Origin of the sequence: Flavobacterium sp. FlaQc-57 (genome assembly GCF_044007395.1) — a bacterium.
Lineage (GTDB): Bacteria > Bacteroidota > Bacteroidia > Flavobacteriales > Flavobacteriaceae > Flavobacterium.
This window is the reverse complement of sequence record NZ_JBIPDA010000003.1, coordinates 265,882-284,932: the sequence shown is the minus strand read 5'-3', so window position 1 is coordinate 284,932 and position 19,051 is coordinate 265,882. Positions and strand designations below refer to the sequence as shown.

The following is a 19,051-nucleotide window of genomic DNA, read 5'->3' as shown; positions in this document are numbered from 1 at the left end:
TCGATTCAGTTTAACTGAAATACTTTTACAAATATTATAACGGTATTATATACAAGTCTTTCAAACTACATAAGAAAAAATAAGGCTTTATAAAAACCATTAAATTGTGATTGAAGGTAATTTGAAGTTGGAAACATCTCCTTAGCTATTTGCGGCGCCGGGTCTGGTTTACTAAAATACGCTTTTAAATCTTTGATAATTTCAACTCTTGTTTTGTTACTGTCTAATAAAATTAAACTGTTCTTTTCTTCCAAAAAAGACATGCTATCATATAATTGCTTATCGAATAAGCAAACTAAAACATTATTCTCTTTTTTACCCATCTTTAAAAATTGAATTAATTCACTCTTATCGTAGATAACATATATAAAGCGTTCAAAATCTTTAATTTCTGTTTTATTTTCTTTAAAAAAACTACTTTCAGTAAATTCGAAATCATTATCGAATTTTCTTTTGAACATTTTTAAAAAGATCTTTTTATTATCGCAGACTAAAACTCTCTCCTTTTCCATTCTCTAATTTCTTTAAAAGACATTTAAATTTTATTCCAGGATTTTTTCAAACTTACCTCACCAGCTAAACTGCTGACATCATTAAAGTTAAATACCTAGAATTGAGATGCAAAGATATGCCGATTCTACTTTAGCGAGCCTACACAAAACGTCATAAAACCAGTAGAATAAGGTTTATTTTGAAGTATTTGTTTGTATTAGATTTTTGTAATTTGAGTCACATTCTTATTTACAAAAGAAATTAGTTCGTTCATCTGCCTGCTATTATTATAGTTATTTGAAATTGAAATAATGTAAGCGTTTTTATCTTTTACATACAAAAACAAGAAGTCTTTTGTTAGAATTGCCTTTTCAATACGATTCCATTCGTGTCTGAATACGCCAAGCGGCGAACGAATGCATATAAAGGAATTAGTAAAACTAAATTTGTATTTTTTTATAAATCGATCAAATTTCAATAATCTTTTAATGAGCTGAAACGTCATTTTACAAATCACATCTACCAACGAGTAATGAAAAAGCAAAAAAAGAATTACAAGAATTAAACTGCCCACTGTCCATTGAATAAAATCATTGTCACTCCTTAAATTAAAGAAATCAAAAAAAATAGCTGTAAATAAAAGAATGGCCAAAAAGAACATTACTCTTTTTTTATATAGATCTTTAAAATACATTCTGTTTAACTTATGTATTTCAATCCTATCTAATTTGAACTCTAAAGAAAAATTAGCTGCATTCATGTTCTTACGATTAAGTATTGTTTTTGTAAAAATCTTGTGGTTAGACTAAAAGCAAAAATAGTATAGAAAAAAAGGTTCAACTCCCTAATCAAGTTAATAATATATCAGAATAAGACTTTTTTTACTTTGAACATAATTCTAAAACCGACTATGAAAAACAATCTAAAAGTAAAAAAAGAGACAATAAGAAGGTTTGTTTCAATCCTAAACTTTTTCTCACAAATTTATCGTGTATTTTTCTTTACAAACAAACCTTTATAAGTCAAAAAAATATCAGAATAAGACTAAATAATAAAATGTATTTAGTTTATTTTCAAATAGTTAATTAAATAATCATTTTTCTTTGTTGCCTTAAATATTTACTTATTTTTGATTGCGATTTAAATTGATTGCAAATAATTTCCTATAAAATGAATTTCATTACAACAGACGAAAAACTCAAAGAAAGAGTAAAAGAACTTACTTGTCTTTATGAGATTTCAAAAATAATATCACACTCTGATTCTTTTAAAAAAGAGGTTCTGAAAAAAATAATTTCAAGCACAAAAAAGGCATGGCGTTTTAACAATGATGCTATAGTCGAAATCAACATTCAGAACTTGCATTTATCGACCGCAAAAATCCCAGGTACTACTATATTTCAATGTAGTTCGATTACTATTTTTAATACTGCTGCAGGTTTTATAAGAGTACATTATCCCGCTACTAAATACACAATTGAAGACTTTCTTGATGATGAACAAAAGCTGCTTCATACGATAGCTTATGAAATTGAAACCTACATAGAAAAATTCCAAAATCTGGAAAAAAAAGCGCTGCTTAGACAAACTATTGAGCGAATGGACCGATTGTCATTACTTGGCGAAATGACTGCAGGGATAGCACATGAACTCAATACTCCTTTGGCAAATATCTTAGGATTTGCAGAACTTATTAAGGACAGTAATACCGATCCAGAAATTACTTCTGACATTTCTATTTTGATAAACTCTGTCATCTACTCGCGTGAAATTATAAAAAAACTTATGTTCTTTTCCTGTGAAATGCCGCAACAGTTAGAACCAACCAAACTTAAGCCATTGGTCACTTTTGCTTTATCTTTTTTAAAACAAAACTTCCAGAAAAAAGAAATTAAAAATGAGGTATTCTTTAAAAATGACGATCTCACTGCCAATATTGATTCCATACAAATTACTCAGGTTCTTTTTAACCTGCTCCTGAATGCTATTTATATTTCGCCCAATAAGAGTATTATCAAGTTAATTATTGACAGTGATGACCTAAATATCTACATCACAATTGAGGATCAAGGCATGGGAATACCTGTCGCTATTCGACACAAAATTTTTGAGCCTTTCTTTACCACTAAACCTTCGAAGGAAGGATTAGGATTGGGCCTTAGTGTTGTACACGGAATAGTTGAAAATCACAATGGAGAAATTATAATAAAAGACAACTTCCCAAAAGGAACCATTTTTACAATACGATTACCTATAACTTAATACAAAATGAATCTAAAAAAAGAAAATATACTTATTGTAGATGATAACGACGATATGCTCCACTTACTTGAACGTCATCTAAGAACATTTAAGTATCGTACTTATAAAGCATCATCTGTCAACGAAGCTATTGCTGTTTTAAAATACGCAACTATCGATTTGCTAATTACAGATCTTCATATGCCAGAAGTAAACGGCGTTGAATTACTAAAATATACTGAGGAGCATTTTCCTTTAATACCAAAATTAGTCATAAGCGGATTACATAATGTTCATAATGCTGTTACAGCACTAAAATCAGGGGCTTTAGATTATTTATCAAAACCCTTTACAAGTGACGAGCTTTTTGCAGCAATAAAAAGCTCTTTTGAAAAATCAGAATTCAATTTAAAAAAAATACCAAGCGCATCAATTCTATCAGAAACAGAGAACAACTATTCCGGCATTGTTGGATCATCTCACCATCATAAAGATTTGATCGAAGTAATAAAACGTGTAACCAATAATAAAGTAAGTGTTTTAATTGAGGGCGAAAGCGGAACCGGAAAAGAACTTATTGCCAGAGCGATTCATTCTAACGGTACATTTGCGAATATGCCTTTTATTGCCGTGAATTGCGCCGGTATTCCGGAAAACCTAATAGAATCAGAATTGTTTGGATATGTTAAAGGTGCATTTACCGGTGCAGCGGAATCAAAAACAGGTATTTTTCAGGCAGCTGCAGGAGGAACATTATTTTTAGATGAAATTGGCATAGCACCGATGTCTGTTCAAACAAGGCTTTTACGCGTGCTTCAGGAAAAAGAAATTACTAAGGTTGGTGCTACAAATCCGGAAAAAATAAATGTAAGAATACTATCAGCTACCAATAATGATTTATATCAGATGGTTCTAAATGGCACTTTTAGAGAAGATTTATATTATAGAATTAATGTCGTAAATATCAAAACGACTCCACTGAAAGAGCGAAAAGAGGACATTCCGCTTCTGATAAACAATTTTATAATAAAATATGCCAATGAGTACCACAAACCGAATATTGGTATTGATGGAAAAGTAATCGAAATCTTGCTGCGTTATTCGTGGCCGGGAAATGTAAGAGAACTCGAGAATATAATTCAGCGAATGATTATCATGAGTGATGATACAATAGACATTCAGCAGGTTCCTGAACATTTAAAATATCATGTTCCTGAAACTGGCGAGATTTTCAAATCGTTGAAGGAATATGAAAAAGAGCAAATTTCAAGAGTATTAACTGCTATGGGCAACAACAAATCTAAAGCAGCAAAAATATTACAAATAGACCGTAAGACTTTAAATCAAAAAATGACAAATCAATAAAACATCTTATTCAGGCAATAAAAAAATTGTTTTATGAGGGACTTTTCGTCTCTCATTTTTTTTATCTCCTATTCCCGATAAAAAAGTGTAATAATTCCGCAGGTGATACGAAATTACCACCACAAAAAAACATCATTTTTTACCACTCAATTCATATCGCTCTGAAAATTAACAAATTAAGTAATGTAAATATTTTTAGGCACATACTTTGCCCTGTATAAGCCCAAATAGTAACAGAATAATGCAAATATCATTACAATACAATAAATCAAGTACCACATTTTTGAAAAACACAGAAATTAGTTTTTTAGCAATTATTATCATTTTAGCAGTAAAACGGATAATAAAACAAATCTTTAACACAAAAAAACATTAACTTTATAATTCCAAAAGCAAAATTTGTAAAAAAAATAATACATTCCTATGGCGCAGACCTTGGATGGGTTGAACCATTTGCTAAACAGCTTAACGGAAAAATTGATGGAAATTTCATCGTATGTCCGGAGACTCTTCTTTCTGGAACACGTTATGTACTAGACTGCGGAGAAGGCATAATCGCCTATTACATCGACGTCGTTTATAATAAAAACCTCCATCTGATTCAAAAAAACTTAACGAATGATTTTATAGGAATCTACTATAATCTAACAGAAGGTAATGCTAAATTAACTACAAATAATTCTCTCTATGATGTTGGCAGATGGCAATACAATTTGTCTGTTATCGATGGTTCGTTAGAATCAAATTACTATGTAAAATCAGGCAGTAATACATTTGCGCTCTGCATTTTTATAAAAAAAGCAATGATCGAAACATTTGCTCAAAAAAATAATATTATTCTAAATAATTTACACAAAGTAATTGATCCTAAAAAAAATACTATGATTCGGTTTGACCGAATGAGCAGCGACAGTTATCATTTACTAAGTGATTTACGCAAAATTAAAGTTGGAGGACCAATCTTCGATCTGAACTTAGTTGGAACGGTTCATATGCTAATTTCTAATTATTTAAAAAAAATAGCGATGAACAAAATTATTATTCAAACTGTTGATCAATCAGATCTTGCTAATATTATTGAAGCACAAAAGTATTTAATCAAAAATATTGAAAATCCATTTCCAAGCATTGCAATCATGGCCAATAGAGCCAATATGTCAGAATCAAAATTTAAAAGTTTATTCAAAAAAATAACCGGCGCAACACCCAATTCATTTTTTATGGATAACAAATTACTGCTAGCCAAAGAACTTCTTGAAAACAAACAATTATCAATTTCTCAGGTTTCTGATAGATTGCACTTTACAAACAATTCTTATTTCGCATCAAAATTTAAAGAGCATTTTGGTATGATGCCCTGCTAATAGCATTACCAAAATAACAATTATCAAACATAATGGCGAATAATATTTTGTATCATTTTGTGCAAAGTTTGTCTGTCTGCTTTTCTTGAAAAAACCAACATAATTAAAATCTCCTATGGCGCGTAAAGTAAAAATTCCAGCAATTACCCAAAGTCCATAATCGAAAATCACTTTACTCCATGAAGGAAATTCAATACTTAAAGTTATTCCGTTCATTAAGGCTATCAATCCAAAAGCCAACAAACCCAACGCTACAACAAATGTTGAAAAAACACTTGGGTGCATCACTTTTACGTTGTCGCTTGTAGTTGGAATTACAGCGCCATATGCCCATTTTCCGCCAAAGCCCCAGTAAAAATGAATTCCTGAAAGAAATAGAAAAATTAAAAATAAGAGTATTGCAATTATTGTTGTCATTTAGTCCAGATTAAATAATTTATCCATTTGTTTTTTATTGGCTGATTTTGGAAAATTACGCATCATAATATTGCGCGTCCAGATGGCAAAACTATTTTCTAAGTGTGCCATTTTTCCAATTTTCCAACTTGTACTTACGACGGTATTTACTTTTTTCTGTCGTACATTTTGATATTCTTCAAAACAGCCTTCAATAGTAAGTCCGCTATCGATCAATTTACCCAAAGCATATGCGTCTTCCACTGCCTGGCAAGCACCTTGTCCTAAATTTGGAGTTGTGGCGTGGGCTGCATCTCCAATTAGACAAATATTTTCATCGTACCATTTCTTTATTGGCTTCAGGTCAAAAATACTGTTTATTATGATTTGCTCCTTATTTGTTGCCGCAATAATTTCTAAGATATCCGGATGAAAATCACTAAACATTTCAGTTAGCACAACTTCTTTTGCATTTATATTTTTTGAATTTGTCAAAGCAAACCAATATACTTTGCTATCACTAATTTTTACGAAGCCAAATCTTTTTCCTTTTCCCCAGGCTTCGTTAAGTTCGTTGTGATATTTAGAAGGCAGATCGATTTCGCAAATTCCTCTCCAGCAAATTTGGTTCGCATCGCGTAAAATGCTTTTTTCAAAAAGTTGATTTCGAACTACTGATTTTATTCCATCTGCTCCAATTACAATTTTGCTTTCTATTGTTGTTTGGTCTTCAAAAGTCAGTTTAAAAGGAGATCCTTTTTCAATTCCGGAAAGTTTTTTGGACAACTTTATCTTATCATAACCCAATTCATCTGCCAATATTTTTTGCAATTCTCCTCTATGAATGGCAATATTAGACACTCCGTACTCTTTTTCATATTCGGTCAAATCTACTTTAGAAATACTATTAAGCTGCGAATCTGTGATATTTAAAAAGGAAATTTTATTGCCGGCACTTTCAATTTTATTATGAATGCCTAGTTTCTTAAAAATCTGCATGGCATTATTCGCCATCATTATTCCGCCGCCAACAGGTTTTATTGCTTCGGCACTTTCATAAATAGTTACATCAATTCCTCTCTCTTTCAACACAAGGGCTGTTGTCAGTCCTCCAATTCCTGCTCCAATTATACTTAACGTATCCATGATTGTTTTTGTTTATATGCCAAGACTAAAAGACCGTTTTTTTGCTAGGATAGAAAAACCCCATCAATATAGAATTCGAAAACAGTCTGTTTTTCTATGCTTTAAAATTTGCGATACAAATTTCTGCTAAACTTTGGTCAATCTTGACCTTAAAACGATATCATTGTTACAGAATAAGACAATTATTAAAAGCGTAATTGAAGTGGAAACTTTACTTCAAGAGAATAATCTTATTGATTATTAAGATAGAGGTATCCTGCTTTTTTTTCTGTCTTACCATTATTGTTATTGTACTTCAAAGTATAGAAGTAGGTTCCTGTTGGCAGTTTATCAGTTCTGTTTACTGTAGCTCTTCCATCAGAATAACCACTAAACATGACGTCACTTTCATTGTATGATTTTGCTTCATATACTTTTACTCCCCATCTGTTATAAACCTCAACAGTATTATTCGGATATTTATTGATTCCTTTGATGTGAAAAGTATCATTTATACCATCACCGTTTGGCGATATGGCATTGTATACAATTAAATCATCTGTAGGAACAACTTCTTTTTTAACAATTGCCATTGTAAAAGTTCCGTAACCTCCTACTTCTCCTGTGAGTAAATTAGAATAAGCCTCTCCAAATACGGGTTCACTCAATATTCCGCCTTCGTTTACCCATTTAGCTGCAACTGCATCCCAGCGTACTATTGCCAATTCAGTTTCCGGATCACTTTCAAAAAAAGCGGCGGGAGTTGTATTGGCATCTAACGTAAGACTGAGTATGATTTTTTCTGTACCTTTTTCTTGTGTTACCGTCCAGTACTCCGCATTATTTATTGTTATAATACTTTCATCTTTACTTTCAAAGGGATAAGGATTACTAGCACTTTTATAAAAGTATTGAGAAGTATAAGCTGTTTTATCAGCCGAATTTGATGTATAAAGAGTCGGTCTGAAAAAAAGTGCATCTCCAATAGGAAATTGAAAAGGCTGATCGACATTATTTTCGACTCTGCCATCTACAAAACTTTGGCTGCTTACATTCTTATGAAACGCATTTTCGTTAAAAATCATTAAACCATTATAAGTATCAGCATTAATAATTCCCTTTGTGAAATCTGCCATTTTACCAACAGAAATAATAGTTGCTAAATGAAAAGGTACTGTAGAAGATTTATTGTTGAAAACGATATTCTGAAAATCCGATTGATGCGTGCCTTCAATTATTTGCTCTGTTGTTCCCGTAAATAATGTTGTACCATTAGCGGAATTGGTATACGAAATAATACCTTCATTGTTCCAATTTTCAAAAATATACACTTCACCATCATTAATGAAATTTCCACCAACTTTGTTTTGGTAGTCAAAATAAACAGACATTAATGTACCATCATTAATCTTTATATCACCCTGATTTACGACTTGAGCATTACTTTCCTGACAAATAAACATACTTATAATCATGCTTATTACCCAACCAGAATTGTTCCTGCGCAAGGAAACTAAACCTGATGATTTTGCGGTTTTATATAATTTGCGGTTTTTCATTGCCTGTTTGTATTGATCAAAAAATCCGGTAATTTCAAAAATTGCAGCATATTTTATGTATTACTGTTTTACAAAAGTGAACCTGCCTGCGATAACCAATTGATTCGTCAGTAAAGAAAAATACAAATCATTGATTGCTGCTCCTGTAGTAGTAAGAAAATCGGCTATTCGAAATTGAGTACTACTATAAGGAATGATATAAATACCTCTGGAAGTAATGAAGGTTTCTGCCGAAGCAAAAACTGTTTTAACATCCCGAAGTGCATAGGCGGCTTCAGGAAAAGTATTACTACCTATAGCACCAGCATAGATGGGCTGCTCTGTTAAATTAAACTGATATCCGTTTGGCAGAGAAAACAAATAATCACCACTTCCCGAAGTTCCACCAAATGAATTGATTGCTGAGTATAAAAAATCGACTTCTATTTCATTATTACCAAGATCACGGTACCGAATAAAATCATTTTCTCGCGTTACCGCTTTCGCTGGCGGTACAACAGTTCCCGAAATTGATATTGGTACTTTTGATGAAAAACTACCACGTTGCGGCACGGTTTTTAAAACCCCGGTCGCATCTGCCACCACAATCAAATCTGTTATTGTGGAACCGGTTTGTAAACCTTCAAAACGTACCGGATTAATACCTGACGGCGGTTTTACATGAAACGTATTGGTTGGAGCATTAATACCAATACCTACTTTTACAGCACTAAAACCTGTACCGCCTAAAACCATTGAATTGCTTGCAGCTACTGTAGCATTCGATCCTATTGCAATGACATTGGTTAGATTATTTACCGATGCATCAGCTAAATTTCCAATAAAAACATTTTCACTTCCGCTTGTATTCGTAAATCCACTCTGATTACCTACACCAACATTGTTACTTCCTGTTGTAACATTTTGCAGTGCTCCGGAACCTATTCCGGTATTGCTATCTCCGGTTGAATTCACATTAAGAGCCTGAACTCCCAATCCTGTATTTCCGGCACCAGTTGTATTTCCCGAAAGAGAATTCCATCCTAAGGCTGTATTTACAAAACCAGTGGTATTTGCTGCAAGAGCTCGTGCGCCAACTGCAGTATTCATTCTTCCTGTACTGGCTCTAAGAGCATCATTTCCTACAGCAACATTTCTAATTATAGTAGATGAAGGAGTAACTCCGGCATCGGCCAAGCCTGCATTTAAACCTAAATAAGTGTTGGCATCACCGGCAGATACACCAGGTGACGTACCAATTTTACCTGCAGGTACATTTCCTACTCTAAAATTAAGCTGTACCACATCTGTAGTACCTATAAAATGAGTTCCGGATACAGTTCCCGCATTACCAAGAATATTCCAGTTATTTGCATTAAGTGCTGCGGTTGTTACCGTTTTTAAAATACCGTTTGCATCTGTAACTACTATATTATCAGTAGTGGCTCCAGTTTGCAGACCTGCAACTGCCAACGTATTTGTAGTATTTGTAGTTACTACAACTGGCTGCAGCAAAATACCACCAAGTTGTGCGGTTCCATTTGTAGCCGTTAAACCATTATTAGCTGCAATTAATACAGGTATAGCAGGTGTTGATGCAACACCGTTTACTGTAGAGGTCAGACTGCCATTTGCAGCATTCAAAACATTCGAATTGATAATGTTGACGGCCGTTCCTGTCGTACTGTTTACGGTTGTCGTTAGACTATTTACTGTTGATGTATTTGCAACTGTTGTCACAGGTATTGAAGGTGTGTCAATTTTATAAGGATCGATTGTTGTTCCTGCTCCACTTACTGTTGTATTACTGCCATTTATTATTAATCCAATACCTCCCTGAGGACCGGTTGCACCGTCATTGCCAGGGATCCCCTGAATCCCTTGAGGCCCAGTCGCTCCGGTTACACCTATTGGTCCCTGAGGTCCTTGAGCTCCCGTTGCGCCATCGTTTCCGGGAATACCTTGTGTACCTGTCGCTCCGGTTACACCTATTGGCCCCTGAGGTCCTTGAGCTCCCGTTGCGCCATCGTTTCCGGGAATACCTTGTGTGCCTGTTGCTCCGGTTACACCTGTTGGCCCCTGAGGTCCTTGAGCTCCCGTTGCACCATCGTTTCCGGGAATACCTTGTGCGCCAGTTGCTCCGGTTAAACCTATTGGCCCCTGAGGTCCTTGAGCTCCTGTTGCGCCATCGTTTCCGGGAATACCTTGTGTGCCTGTTGCTCCGGTTAAACCTGTTGGGCCCTGAGGTCCTTGAGCTCCCGTTGCGCCATCGTTTCCGGGAATACCTTGTGTGCCTGTTGCTCCGGTTAAACCTGTTGGCCCCTGCGGTCCTTGAGCTCCAGTTGCGCCATCGTTTCCGGGAATACCTTGTGCGCCTGTTGCTCCGGTTAAACCTATTGGCCCCTGAGGTCCTTGAGCTCCCGTTGCGCCATCGTTTCCGGGAATACCTATTGGCCCTTGTGGCCCGGTTTGCCCTACCAACTGCAACACATTCAAAATTCCCTTTTCGTCTTTATATGTTAATTCATTAGTTGCTCCATTATAAGTCAGAGTCGTTAACGTTTCATTAAATACTACCGGATCACTTTGCGCCACTATCCTTACCCATTTATTGGTCTGCCAATAATAAAATCCGGGACTTACATCATTAGTTGTCGCCGTATTATAAATTAATAAGCTATTTGTAATTGTTCCCGTAACAGGAACTGAATTGATAGTTTGTATAAGAGCTAATCTTGGGACGAGAAGTCCTTTGTTTGATGAAGTTATATCTAATTGTGCCGCATTAGAGGGATTCAGTATTCCGATACCCACCTGAGCATGTGACAGTACACTAAACCCAAGTATTATAAATGCAATTCGTAATCTTTTTTTTAATTTTCCTTCCATTTTACTACAGTTTAGTTTACACAATTTCAGGTTATATTGGTCTTTCCTAAAATTTTAGCAATTGCAAAATTCTATCAAAAACCTGTTTAATTCTTGATTGTAAAAGGCTTTATTGTAACACATTAGGACATTTTTTTCTTACTCTTTATCAATAGCAAGCAAACAATGGCAACTATAACTTTACTTAATTGTTTTAAGAAGTGGGGAATGCTAAAAATTAACACGTGATATCTTATATTAAAAAAATAACCTCGTATAAAATCATACGATTTATTAAAAAAAGAAAGCGCCTAAAATTGAAGTGTGTATAAATTTATAATTAAGCCGAAGCTTAAAACAGGCTTTTAATACTCTTTTTACTATTAAGAGCAGTAAATAATTTTGGGAGTAATACTTTCTTACCAAAAACTAAATATACTGAATTACAACATATTACACGTTATAAATAAGAAACAAAAGTTTTTTTAGTTCAAAATGAAAGCTCTTCACATTACACTTTACGATGTGAAATTTGATTCTTTCTAAGCTTTATTGCTTATTTTTTTTTTAAAATAATTGCGGCTATTATAAATGAAAAGAGGAAGTTATCACTTCCTCTTTTTTACCATATTTTTTTTATACAAAAAATGAAAGCCTACAATTACGCTCACTTTCATAAAATTACAAGTATTTTGAACTTCAAAGATCAAATTAACAGGGAATACTGTTTACTATCACAAAGTGTCAATCTTAAAAAATGAGTTTATTTAATTTCTTTCTTAAGCTTATCGATAGCAGGATCTTTTAAAAGCTGAATTTGATTCACCACAATTTGTGCAATGGCTGTAGCTCCTTTTAACGAAAGATGTGTGTCATCTGCTTTGTCTTTATCATAATAACTATTCTCGCCTGCCTTATAATGCAAATGCAATTGTTTTGATTTTTCAGGTCCGTACGATTGTTCTAATAATTCTGTGTAATATTCTAAGTCTATAAAAGGAACTTTGTATTCCTGAGCAACCAATCTGGTTTCTAAAGGATAATCTCCGTGCGTTGGTATCAAAACACCTTTATCGTTAAAATTGCGTCTTGCAATCGAAGTTAAAAGCACCGGAATTGCTCCTTTTTCTCTGGTATCTTTTACAAAACGAATCAGATTGTATCTGTAACTCGTATGTGGATTGGTATATCGTGTTGAATCTTCTATTTTTTCATCATTATGCCCGAATTCAATAAAAACGTAATCTCCTTTTTTTAGTTTTTTATAAACAGAATCCCAACGTTTTTCATTAATAAAACTTTTTGTGCTTCGACCATTCAAAGCTTTATTTTCAACAATAACATTTGCTTTAAAAAAAGGCTGTAATACTTGTGCCCAACCGTGTTCAGGATTACGATCCGGGTCTTTTTTGTTGGCCATTGTTGAGTCTCCAATAGTATACAGTGTTGTGTTTTGTGCAAAACAAGCCGATGTGATGAGTAATGTTAAGTAGATATATTTTTTCATTTTTTTTTGATTTTTAGATTGTTGGACTTTTTGGGACTGTTGGACTTCTTAGACTTTAGACTTCTTAGACTTCTTAGATTATGGACAGTTATATCATTCTGAGGAAGATAAGAGCGATAGCGATCATCGGGTGCAAAATTTAATCACAAATCCAAATTATCCACATTTTTGTCATTTCGACCAAAGGGAGAAATCACACGCGTAACTCTACAAAGATTGGCAAAATGAAATAACTTTATTAGTCTATTTTTTTTAATCATAAACAATTTTGCTAGAAATAAGAATCAAGAAAATCAAAGTTCGAATTAAAATTCCTGATTAATTCGAGTTTCTTATCTCTTCTCCATTTCTTTAATTCTTTTTCTCTTGCTATCGCTTCCTTAATCCATGTAAATTTTTCATAATAAACTAAAAACTGAATATTATATTTCGCTGCAAACGTGTTGACATTTAGATCTATATTTTCTTTATGTTTTGCAAGCCTCTGTTTTAAATTATTTGTTACACCTATATAAAATGAGGTACGATGCTCATTTGTTATGATATAAACATAGTAACTATGAAAACCAATTTGTGCATTTAGCATGATATTTTTGTACGAATATACACGCTTTAAAATAGTATAACACTACGTATCAAAGAAATTACCAATCTTTGTGGAGCTTCTAGTGTGATTTCTCCCTTTGGTCGAAATGACAAAATAAAACTATATCTAAGTACCACATATTTTTAGAAAAACCTCTGAACCTCTGAACCTCTGAACCTCTGAACCTTTGAACCTTTGAACCTTTGAACCTACAAAAAAACTAATGCTTAGAAACTGCTGTAGGAACTGTAGCTCTTTTACCTATAAAAACATCTGTCATTAAAACATTTTCAGCATTTTCATTTGAAATAGCATTTTTAGCTTCTTTGATTTCAATGTTTTTCAAAGTAATATTTTGAATTTTCTTATCTGGAAATCCCTGAATTACAATACCTGATTCTGTTGCTTTGTTGCATGAAATATTAGAGAAATGTATATTTGATATTTCAGACTGATAGCCGCTTCCTTCTCCGTGATAATTAGCTGTCATGTACAAACAATCTTCAACTTCATCGAGCTGAATATTTCTAACAAAAACATTCTTGATGTAACCGCCTCTGTCTGCATTTGTCTTTAAGTATATTCCTCTTTTTAAGTAACCAATAGTTTTACAGTTTTCGACATAAACATTTTGAACTCCTGCTGACATTTCGCTTCCTATTACAACTCCGTGAAGTCCTTTGAAATTGCAATTTCTAATTACAATGTTTTCACTTGGTGTGGCCGAATTGGCTCTTCCTTCATGATCTCTACCTGCTTTAATTGCAACATTATCATCTCCATTATCAAAATTTACTTTTTCGATCAATACATCTTTGGCATATTCAGGATCAATACCGTCATTGTTGTAATTCAACGATTTGTAACTTACTCCACGAACGGTTATACTCTGTGATTTCAATAAATGCAAACACCAGAAAGGTGAATTTTCGATTCGGACATTCTCCACCAGGATATTTTTACAATTAAAAAACTGGATCATTTGCGGACGTAAAAAATAACCGTCTCCCAATTTTCTGTCTTTTAAAGGAACATTATTATGATTCATTTCGCGGCTCAGATCTTTTCCTTTTCCCTCTTTGGCTTTAAAACTTTTCCAGGTCTTTCCTCCTTCTCCATCTATCGTTCCTTCACCGGTTATGGCAATATTTGAACATTCGTACGCATATATTAACGGACTGTAATTGTATAACATGGTCCCTTCCCAGCTCGTTAAAACCATTGGCAAATAATCTTCGGGTTTATCGCTGAATTTAATTTTCGCTCCTTTTTCGATTTTAAGGTTTACATTGCTTACAAAATGAATTGGTCCGTTAATTTTATAAATTCCTTTAGGAACAATAATAGTTCCGCCATTATTCTTTTTACACAATGCCATTGCTTTATCAAATGCCGTTTTATTGTTCGTAATCGAATCTCCTTTCGCTCCTAGTTTTAAAACATTAATTTGATAAGACGGAATTATAGGAAGCTGGATTCTATTGACAATAGAATCTACTTTTGCTGATGGAAATTCGCTATTCTGAGCAAAAGATGCCCATGAAATGAATAGAAAAATGAAGTACTTAAAATTCATATGTTTTTTTATTAAGGTTTTAAGTTACTATCCCAAAGCTTCGGGACTACGTTACTTAGTATCTGTTTTTAGGTTGGATACCTGATTCTCTTACCCACTTAATTACTGCTTATTTAATAGTTGTCGAACTTGAATACCAATTTAAGATTGAGTCTTTTAGAATGTTTTCTATCGTATATTTTGCTGCTTCATTCTTTGTAAGCTGTTTCGACCACGCAACTCTTTTTGTGGGTTGAAAACCTTCGCCTTTACAATTGTATTCTGCGTAAAAAGCATTCTTTTCGGCTTCCGGTTTGGACCAGTTTTCCCAGCCTTCCGGTTTTATCTGTTTTCCCATTTCACAGTTGATGTAAACTGTTTTTGCATAGAAACGCCAAGGTCTTCCCAGATAAACTTCTGTAGCTGCTGGCTCTGCTGTTAGTTTGCAATTTTTAAAAACAAATCCAAAAGCTACATTTTGCGGAGTTGAAGCTGCTGTAATATAAGAACTTTTGATACTGTGAATTTCGCAATTTTCAAATAAAGCGGTTGCTCCTCCAAAAATAAAATCAGTTGTACCTTCGATATAACAGTCTTTAAAATATTGCTTTGAGTCTTTTCCTGATAAATACAAAGTATCCTGATTTCCTAAAAGAATACAATTTGAAATTTTAACGCGATTTGCCACTACAGATAATGCAATACCTTGTCCTTTATCTCCTGAAGCATTTTTAATTGTTAAGTTTGATGCCGAAAAATCATCGCCTTCCACTAAAAGTGTATAGGTGTAAAAAGTACTGTTTCTTCCTAAACTAATTTTCGAAAAATTATCCTCAAAAGTAATAATGGTTTTTTCTTTGCTTTCGCCCTGCAAAACTACATTGGTATTCCATTCCGGAATTCGGACTTTTTCATTGTAAATTCCGTTTTTTACATAGATCGTAACTTTCTCATATGGAAATGCCGGACATGCATAAACAGCATCTTGGATTTTTGTAAAATCCCCTGTTCCATCTTGCGCAACAGTAATTAAACTAACGTTTTTTTTTTCTGAACCTGAAACTTTTGTTCCATTTTTAACTGCCCAGGCATCGTACTTCTTCAAAACTTCTCTTGGCGCCTCAGTATACCAAGAATATCCGTTACGTCTTTCAGAACCAATTTCGTCCAAAGATTTTCTCTTGATTCCGTCACGATCACAAAAGAAAGGTTCATTCGTATCAAGCTCCATAAATCTAGCCCAGATAGGTTCTGCGTTTTGAGTTACAATCATCTTTTTATCGATAACTTTTCCGGCGTCATTCAGAACACGTTTCTCTTCAAGATTGGTGATTTTTGTTTTTTCGAACCAAGCCTTAGCACTTTTCACTGCTGTAACTATTTCAGGAGAAGGCTTTTCAATTGACATTAAAAGCAATACAATTTTTGTAGATTCATAACCGCTAAGTGATGCCAATTCAAAAGCTCTTGCATTTGCGGGTGCAAGAGTAACTTCGTCGTGTTGGGCGCACCAAGCTGTTAAAACCCCATTTTGTTTGTATTGTGTTTTCAGGATACAATCGATTCCTTTATCAAAAGATTTCTTCGCTTGTTCAACAATTGCTGCAGATGGTTTTATACTATAAAAATCCGTTTGCTCTGCAACTTGTTTCATGATATTCATAATATTCACCATCGAATCATCATTGTAAGTGATGTGTGTGTAATATCCCTTTTTTAAAGGATAAAACTGAGGCCAGCCACCATTTTTATATTGCGCTTCAAACAAGTAATTCAATCCTTTTAAAAATGATTCTTTGTAGCGTTCATCCTTAACCTGTGCATACATTCTGGACATAAAAAGCATTTCCTGAGATGTTGCTCCGTTGTCTGTTGTAATTTCATGCAAATCACTTTTCAATGCCAATAAATCCTTTTTTTGCTGTGGCGTTAATTCCTGCTGCATCTGGATATTCTTTGGCCAACCGCCAATATCTCTTTGATAGAGCAAAACGTTTTCGGCAATCTTTTTAGCTTCATCAGTTCCAAACCAGGATGCATCATTTTTGCGAATGATATCCGGCCATTTTTTAAACGTATTTTGTGCATTTACTGCAAAACTAATACTGAATAAAAGAAATACTATCTGTTTTTTAATTTGATTCACTTTGACGTTATTTTGGTTGTATATGCGTTTTGATACATAGATTTTATAAACTTTTTGATAGTCGTTACGCTTAAAATAAATCTCATAGTTCTGTATTTATTTTTCTCGCAAATTTAGCATCCCTTTATTCCAATCCTTTACTTTGTTACTATAAACATTTGTGCCTTTGCAACTCGGTTACTTTGTTATTCTAAACCAATCAACAGCCGCATTTCCTGAATCATTTGTTACCTTTTGACTCAATGCAAAAAGTCCAAATTTCGCTCCAATCCATTTTCCCTCTTTAGCAATAAAATCAGTACCAATTGGTTCATATTTTTTATCATCTAAACTATAAAAGAAACTGCAAATACCGCCTTTTCTAACTTTAACTCTCAAATAAATTGTACGGTTACTAACCAAGATTGGTTTGGTTTCATTCTCTGCAATTGTTTTATCGAAATTACCCGTTTTCTGACTTAAATATAATTTTCCGTTATCATTTTTAAAACACAAATAACTATAATCTAACCCCATGATTAAAAGTCCTGTCGATTCTCCGTTTAGGCGTGTATTAAACGTTAATTTCGTTGTCGCTGTAAACTCTTCGGCGGGGAATTTTTGCAACAATAAATTTGGTGCATCAAAGATTTTCTGATCGTCTTTTAAGGTAGTTTGACAAAATAAATTCAAGTATCCTAAACTGGTTGGAAATCCCCAATTGATTTGAGAATTTGCCTGCCATTGCCATTGCAATCCTAATTTTGGTGCATTAAATTCATCTGATTCTGCAGGGGTTTCGATTGGATATTTCTTGCTTACATTCGGTTTTTTGAATGTTGTAACAGGTTCTCCAATTCCATTTTTATCAAAATCCTGTCCCATCACCGGCCAGTCTTTTTCCCATTTCATAGGCTGAAGGTGTACGATTCTGCCGTAAGCGCCTTTGTCCTGAAAGTGAATAAACCAATCCTCACCCGTTTGTGTTTGTACCCAAGCACCTTGATGTGGTCCGTTTATAGCTGTTTTTCCTTGTTCAAGAACCTTTTTCTTTTCGTAAGGACCGTAAACATTTTTAGATCTTAATACAGTTTGCCAACCTGTTGCAACTCCTCCCGCCGGGGCAAAAATATAATAGTAATTATTTCTTTTGTAGAATTTTGGTCCTTCAATTGTTTCTTCTCCTTCATGTCCGTCAATCACCATAACTTCGTCATTATTGGCAACTGTTCCTTCGGCATTCATGCTGCAAACCACTAATAAACTTTTAATTTGAGCACGACTTCCGGCAAACGCATGAACGAGATAAACTTTACCATCGTCATCCCACAACGGACTTGGATCAATAAGTCCAATTCCTTTTTTTACCAAAAGAGGTTCAGACCAAGGTCCTTCAATATTTTTGGTTTTTATCATATAGATTCCAAAATCAGGATCCGGATAATAAATATAAAATTCGTTGTTATGAAAATTAATACTTGGTGCCCAAACTCCATTTCCGTGCTGCACTTTATCGTAAGTTTCAAATGGTGGTTGTTTTACAAGCGCATAACTTATAATTTTCCAATTCACAAGATCTTTAGAATGCAAAATAGGCAATCCCGGAATACAATTAAATGACGATGCAGTCATGTAAAAATCATCTCCTACACGAACAACATCGGGATCAGAATAATCGGCATGGATTATAGGATTTGTATAAGTTCCATCTCCATTATCGGGTACCCAGACCTGAGCAAAATTCTTTTGCAATGAGAATATTGATAAAAGAAAAAAGAGGGGTTTTAAAATTTTCATTTTGGTAATGATTACTTTTTAATTAAACCTAACAGCCTCGAAGTTTCGAGATAAAAAAATGTCGGGTCTCTCGTCTTTTTTTGTCATTTCGA

At 33.9% G+C, this 19,051-nt stretch carries 14 protein-coding genes; 3 read left to right on the top strand and 11 right to left on the bottom strand.

Going from position 1 to position 19,051, the window contains the following annotated elements:
- Positions 1–65: 65 nt before the first annotated feature.
- Positions 66–461: a hypothetical protein gene (locus ACHRVZ_RS12175; RefSeq protein ID WP_395422749.1), complete on the bottom strand. Its 396-nt coding sequence runs from the start codon at positions 459–461 to the stop codon at positions 66–68.
- 248 nt (positions 462–709) lie between these two features.
- Positions 710–1,252, bottom strand: coding sequence for a YcxB family protein (locus tag ACHRVZ_RS12170; RefSeq protein WP_395422747.1), 543 nt, complete (start codon positions 1,250–1,252; stop codon positions 710–712).
- Between the two features lie 410 nt (positions 1,253–1,662).
- Between ACHRVZ_RS12170 and ACHRVZ_RS12165 the strand changes: the two genes are divergently transcribed.
- The 3 genes from ACHRVZ_RS12165 (at position 1,663) to ACHRVZ_RS12155 (ending at position 5,462) form a co-directional block, all read left to right on the top strand.
- On the top strand, positions 1,663–2,754 hold the full coding sequence (locus ACHRVZ_RS12165) for a sensor histidine kinase (RefSeq protein WP_395422745.1): 1,092 nt from the start codon (positions 1,663–1,665) through the stop codon (positions 2,752–2,754).
- Between the two features lie 6 nt (positions 2,755–2,760).
- Positions 2,761–4,098 (top strand): sigma-54-dependent transcriptional regulator, encoded by a 1,338-nt coding sequence (locus ACHRVZ_RS12160; RefSeq protein WP_395422744.1) that lies wholly within the window; start codon positions 2,761–2,763, stop codon positions 4,096–4,098.
- Between the two features lie 803 nt (positions 4,099–4,901).
- Positions 4,902–5,462, top strand: coding sequence for a helix-turn-helix transcriptional regulator (locus tag ACHRVZ_RS12155; protein ID WP_395422743.1), 561 nt, complete (start codon positions 4,902–4,904; stop codon positions 5,460–5,462).
- On the opposite strand, the gene ACHRVZ_RS12150 is transcribed toward ACHRVZ_RS12155, so the two are convergent.
- The 9 genes from ACHRVZ_RS12150 to ACHRVZ_RS12110 form a co-directional block, all read right to left on the bottom strand.
- Positions 5,424–5,879, bottom strand: a complete 456-nt coding sequence (locus ACHRVZ_RS12150) for a DUF3995 domain-containing protein (RefSeq protein ID WP_395422741.1) — start codon at positions 5,877–5,879, stop codon at positions 5,424–5,426. The genes ACHRVZ_RS12155 and ACHRVZ_RS12150 overlap by 39 nt on opposite strands.
- On the bottom strand, positions 5,880–7,004 hold the full coding sequence (locus tag ACHRVZ_RS12145) for an FAD-dependent monooxygenase (protein ID WP_395422739.1): 1,125 nt from the start codon (positions 7,002–7,004) through the stop codon (positions 5,880–5,882).
- A gap of 230 nt (positions 7,005–7,234) precedes the next feature.
- On the bottom strand, positions 7,235–8,542 hold the full coding sequence (locus ACHRVZ_RS12140; protein ID WP_395422738.1) for a gliding motility-associated C-terminal domain-containing protein: 1,308 nt from the start codon (positions 8,540–8,542) through the stop codon (positions 7,235–7,237).
- Positions 8,543–8,602: 60 nt separating this feature from the next.
- On the bottom strand, positions 8,603–11,410 hold the full coding sequence (locus ACHRVZ_RS12135) for a hypothetical protein (RefSeq protein WP_395422736.1): 2,808 nt from the start codon (positions 11,408–11,410) through the stop codon (positions 8,603–8,605).
- Positions 11,411–12,152: 742 nt separating this feature from the next.
- Complete coding sequence (locus tag ACHRVZ_RS12130) at positions 12,153–12,896, bottom strand: rhamnogalacturonan acetylesterase (protein ID WP_395422734.1); 744 nt, start codon at positions 12,894–12,896, stop codon at positions 12,153–12,155.
- Between the two features lie 271 nt (positions 12,897–13,167).
- Positions 13,168–13,482 carry a GIY-YIG nuclease family protein gene (locus ACHRVZ_RS12125; protein WP_395422733.1) on the bottom strand — a complete coding sequence of 105 codons (315 nt, stop codon included), beginning with the start codon at positions 13,480–13,482 and terminating at the stop codon, positions 13,168–13,170.
- A 220-nt stretch (positions 13,483–13,702) separates the two neighbouring features.
- Positions 13,703–15,058: a glycoside hydrolase family 28 protein gene (locus tag ACHRVZ_RS12120; protein WP_395422732.1), complete on the bottom strand. Its 1,356-nt coding sequence runs from the start codon at positions 15,056–15,058 to the stop codon at positions 13,703–13,705.
- A 109-nt stretch (positions 15,059–15,167) separates the two neighbouring features.
- A complete protein-coding gene (gene pelA, locus ACHRVZ_RS12115; protein ID WP_395422730.1) occupies positions 15,168–17,183 on the bottom strand; it encodes a pectate lyase in 2,016 nt (671 codons plus the stop codon).
- Between the two features lie 177 nt (positions 17,184–17,360).
- A complete protein-coding gene (locus ACHRVZ_RS12110) occupies positions 17,361–18,959 on the bottom strand; it encodes a glycoside hydrolase 43 family protein (protein WP_395422729.1) in 1,599 nt (532 codons plus the stop codon).
- Positions 18,960–19,051 lie beyond the last annotated feature (92 nt).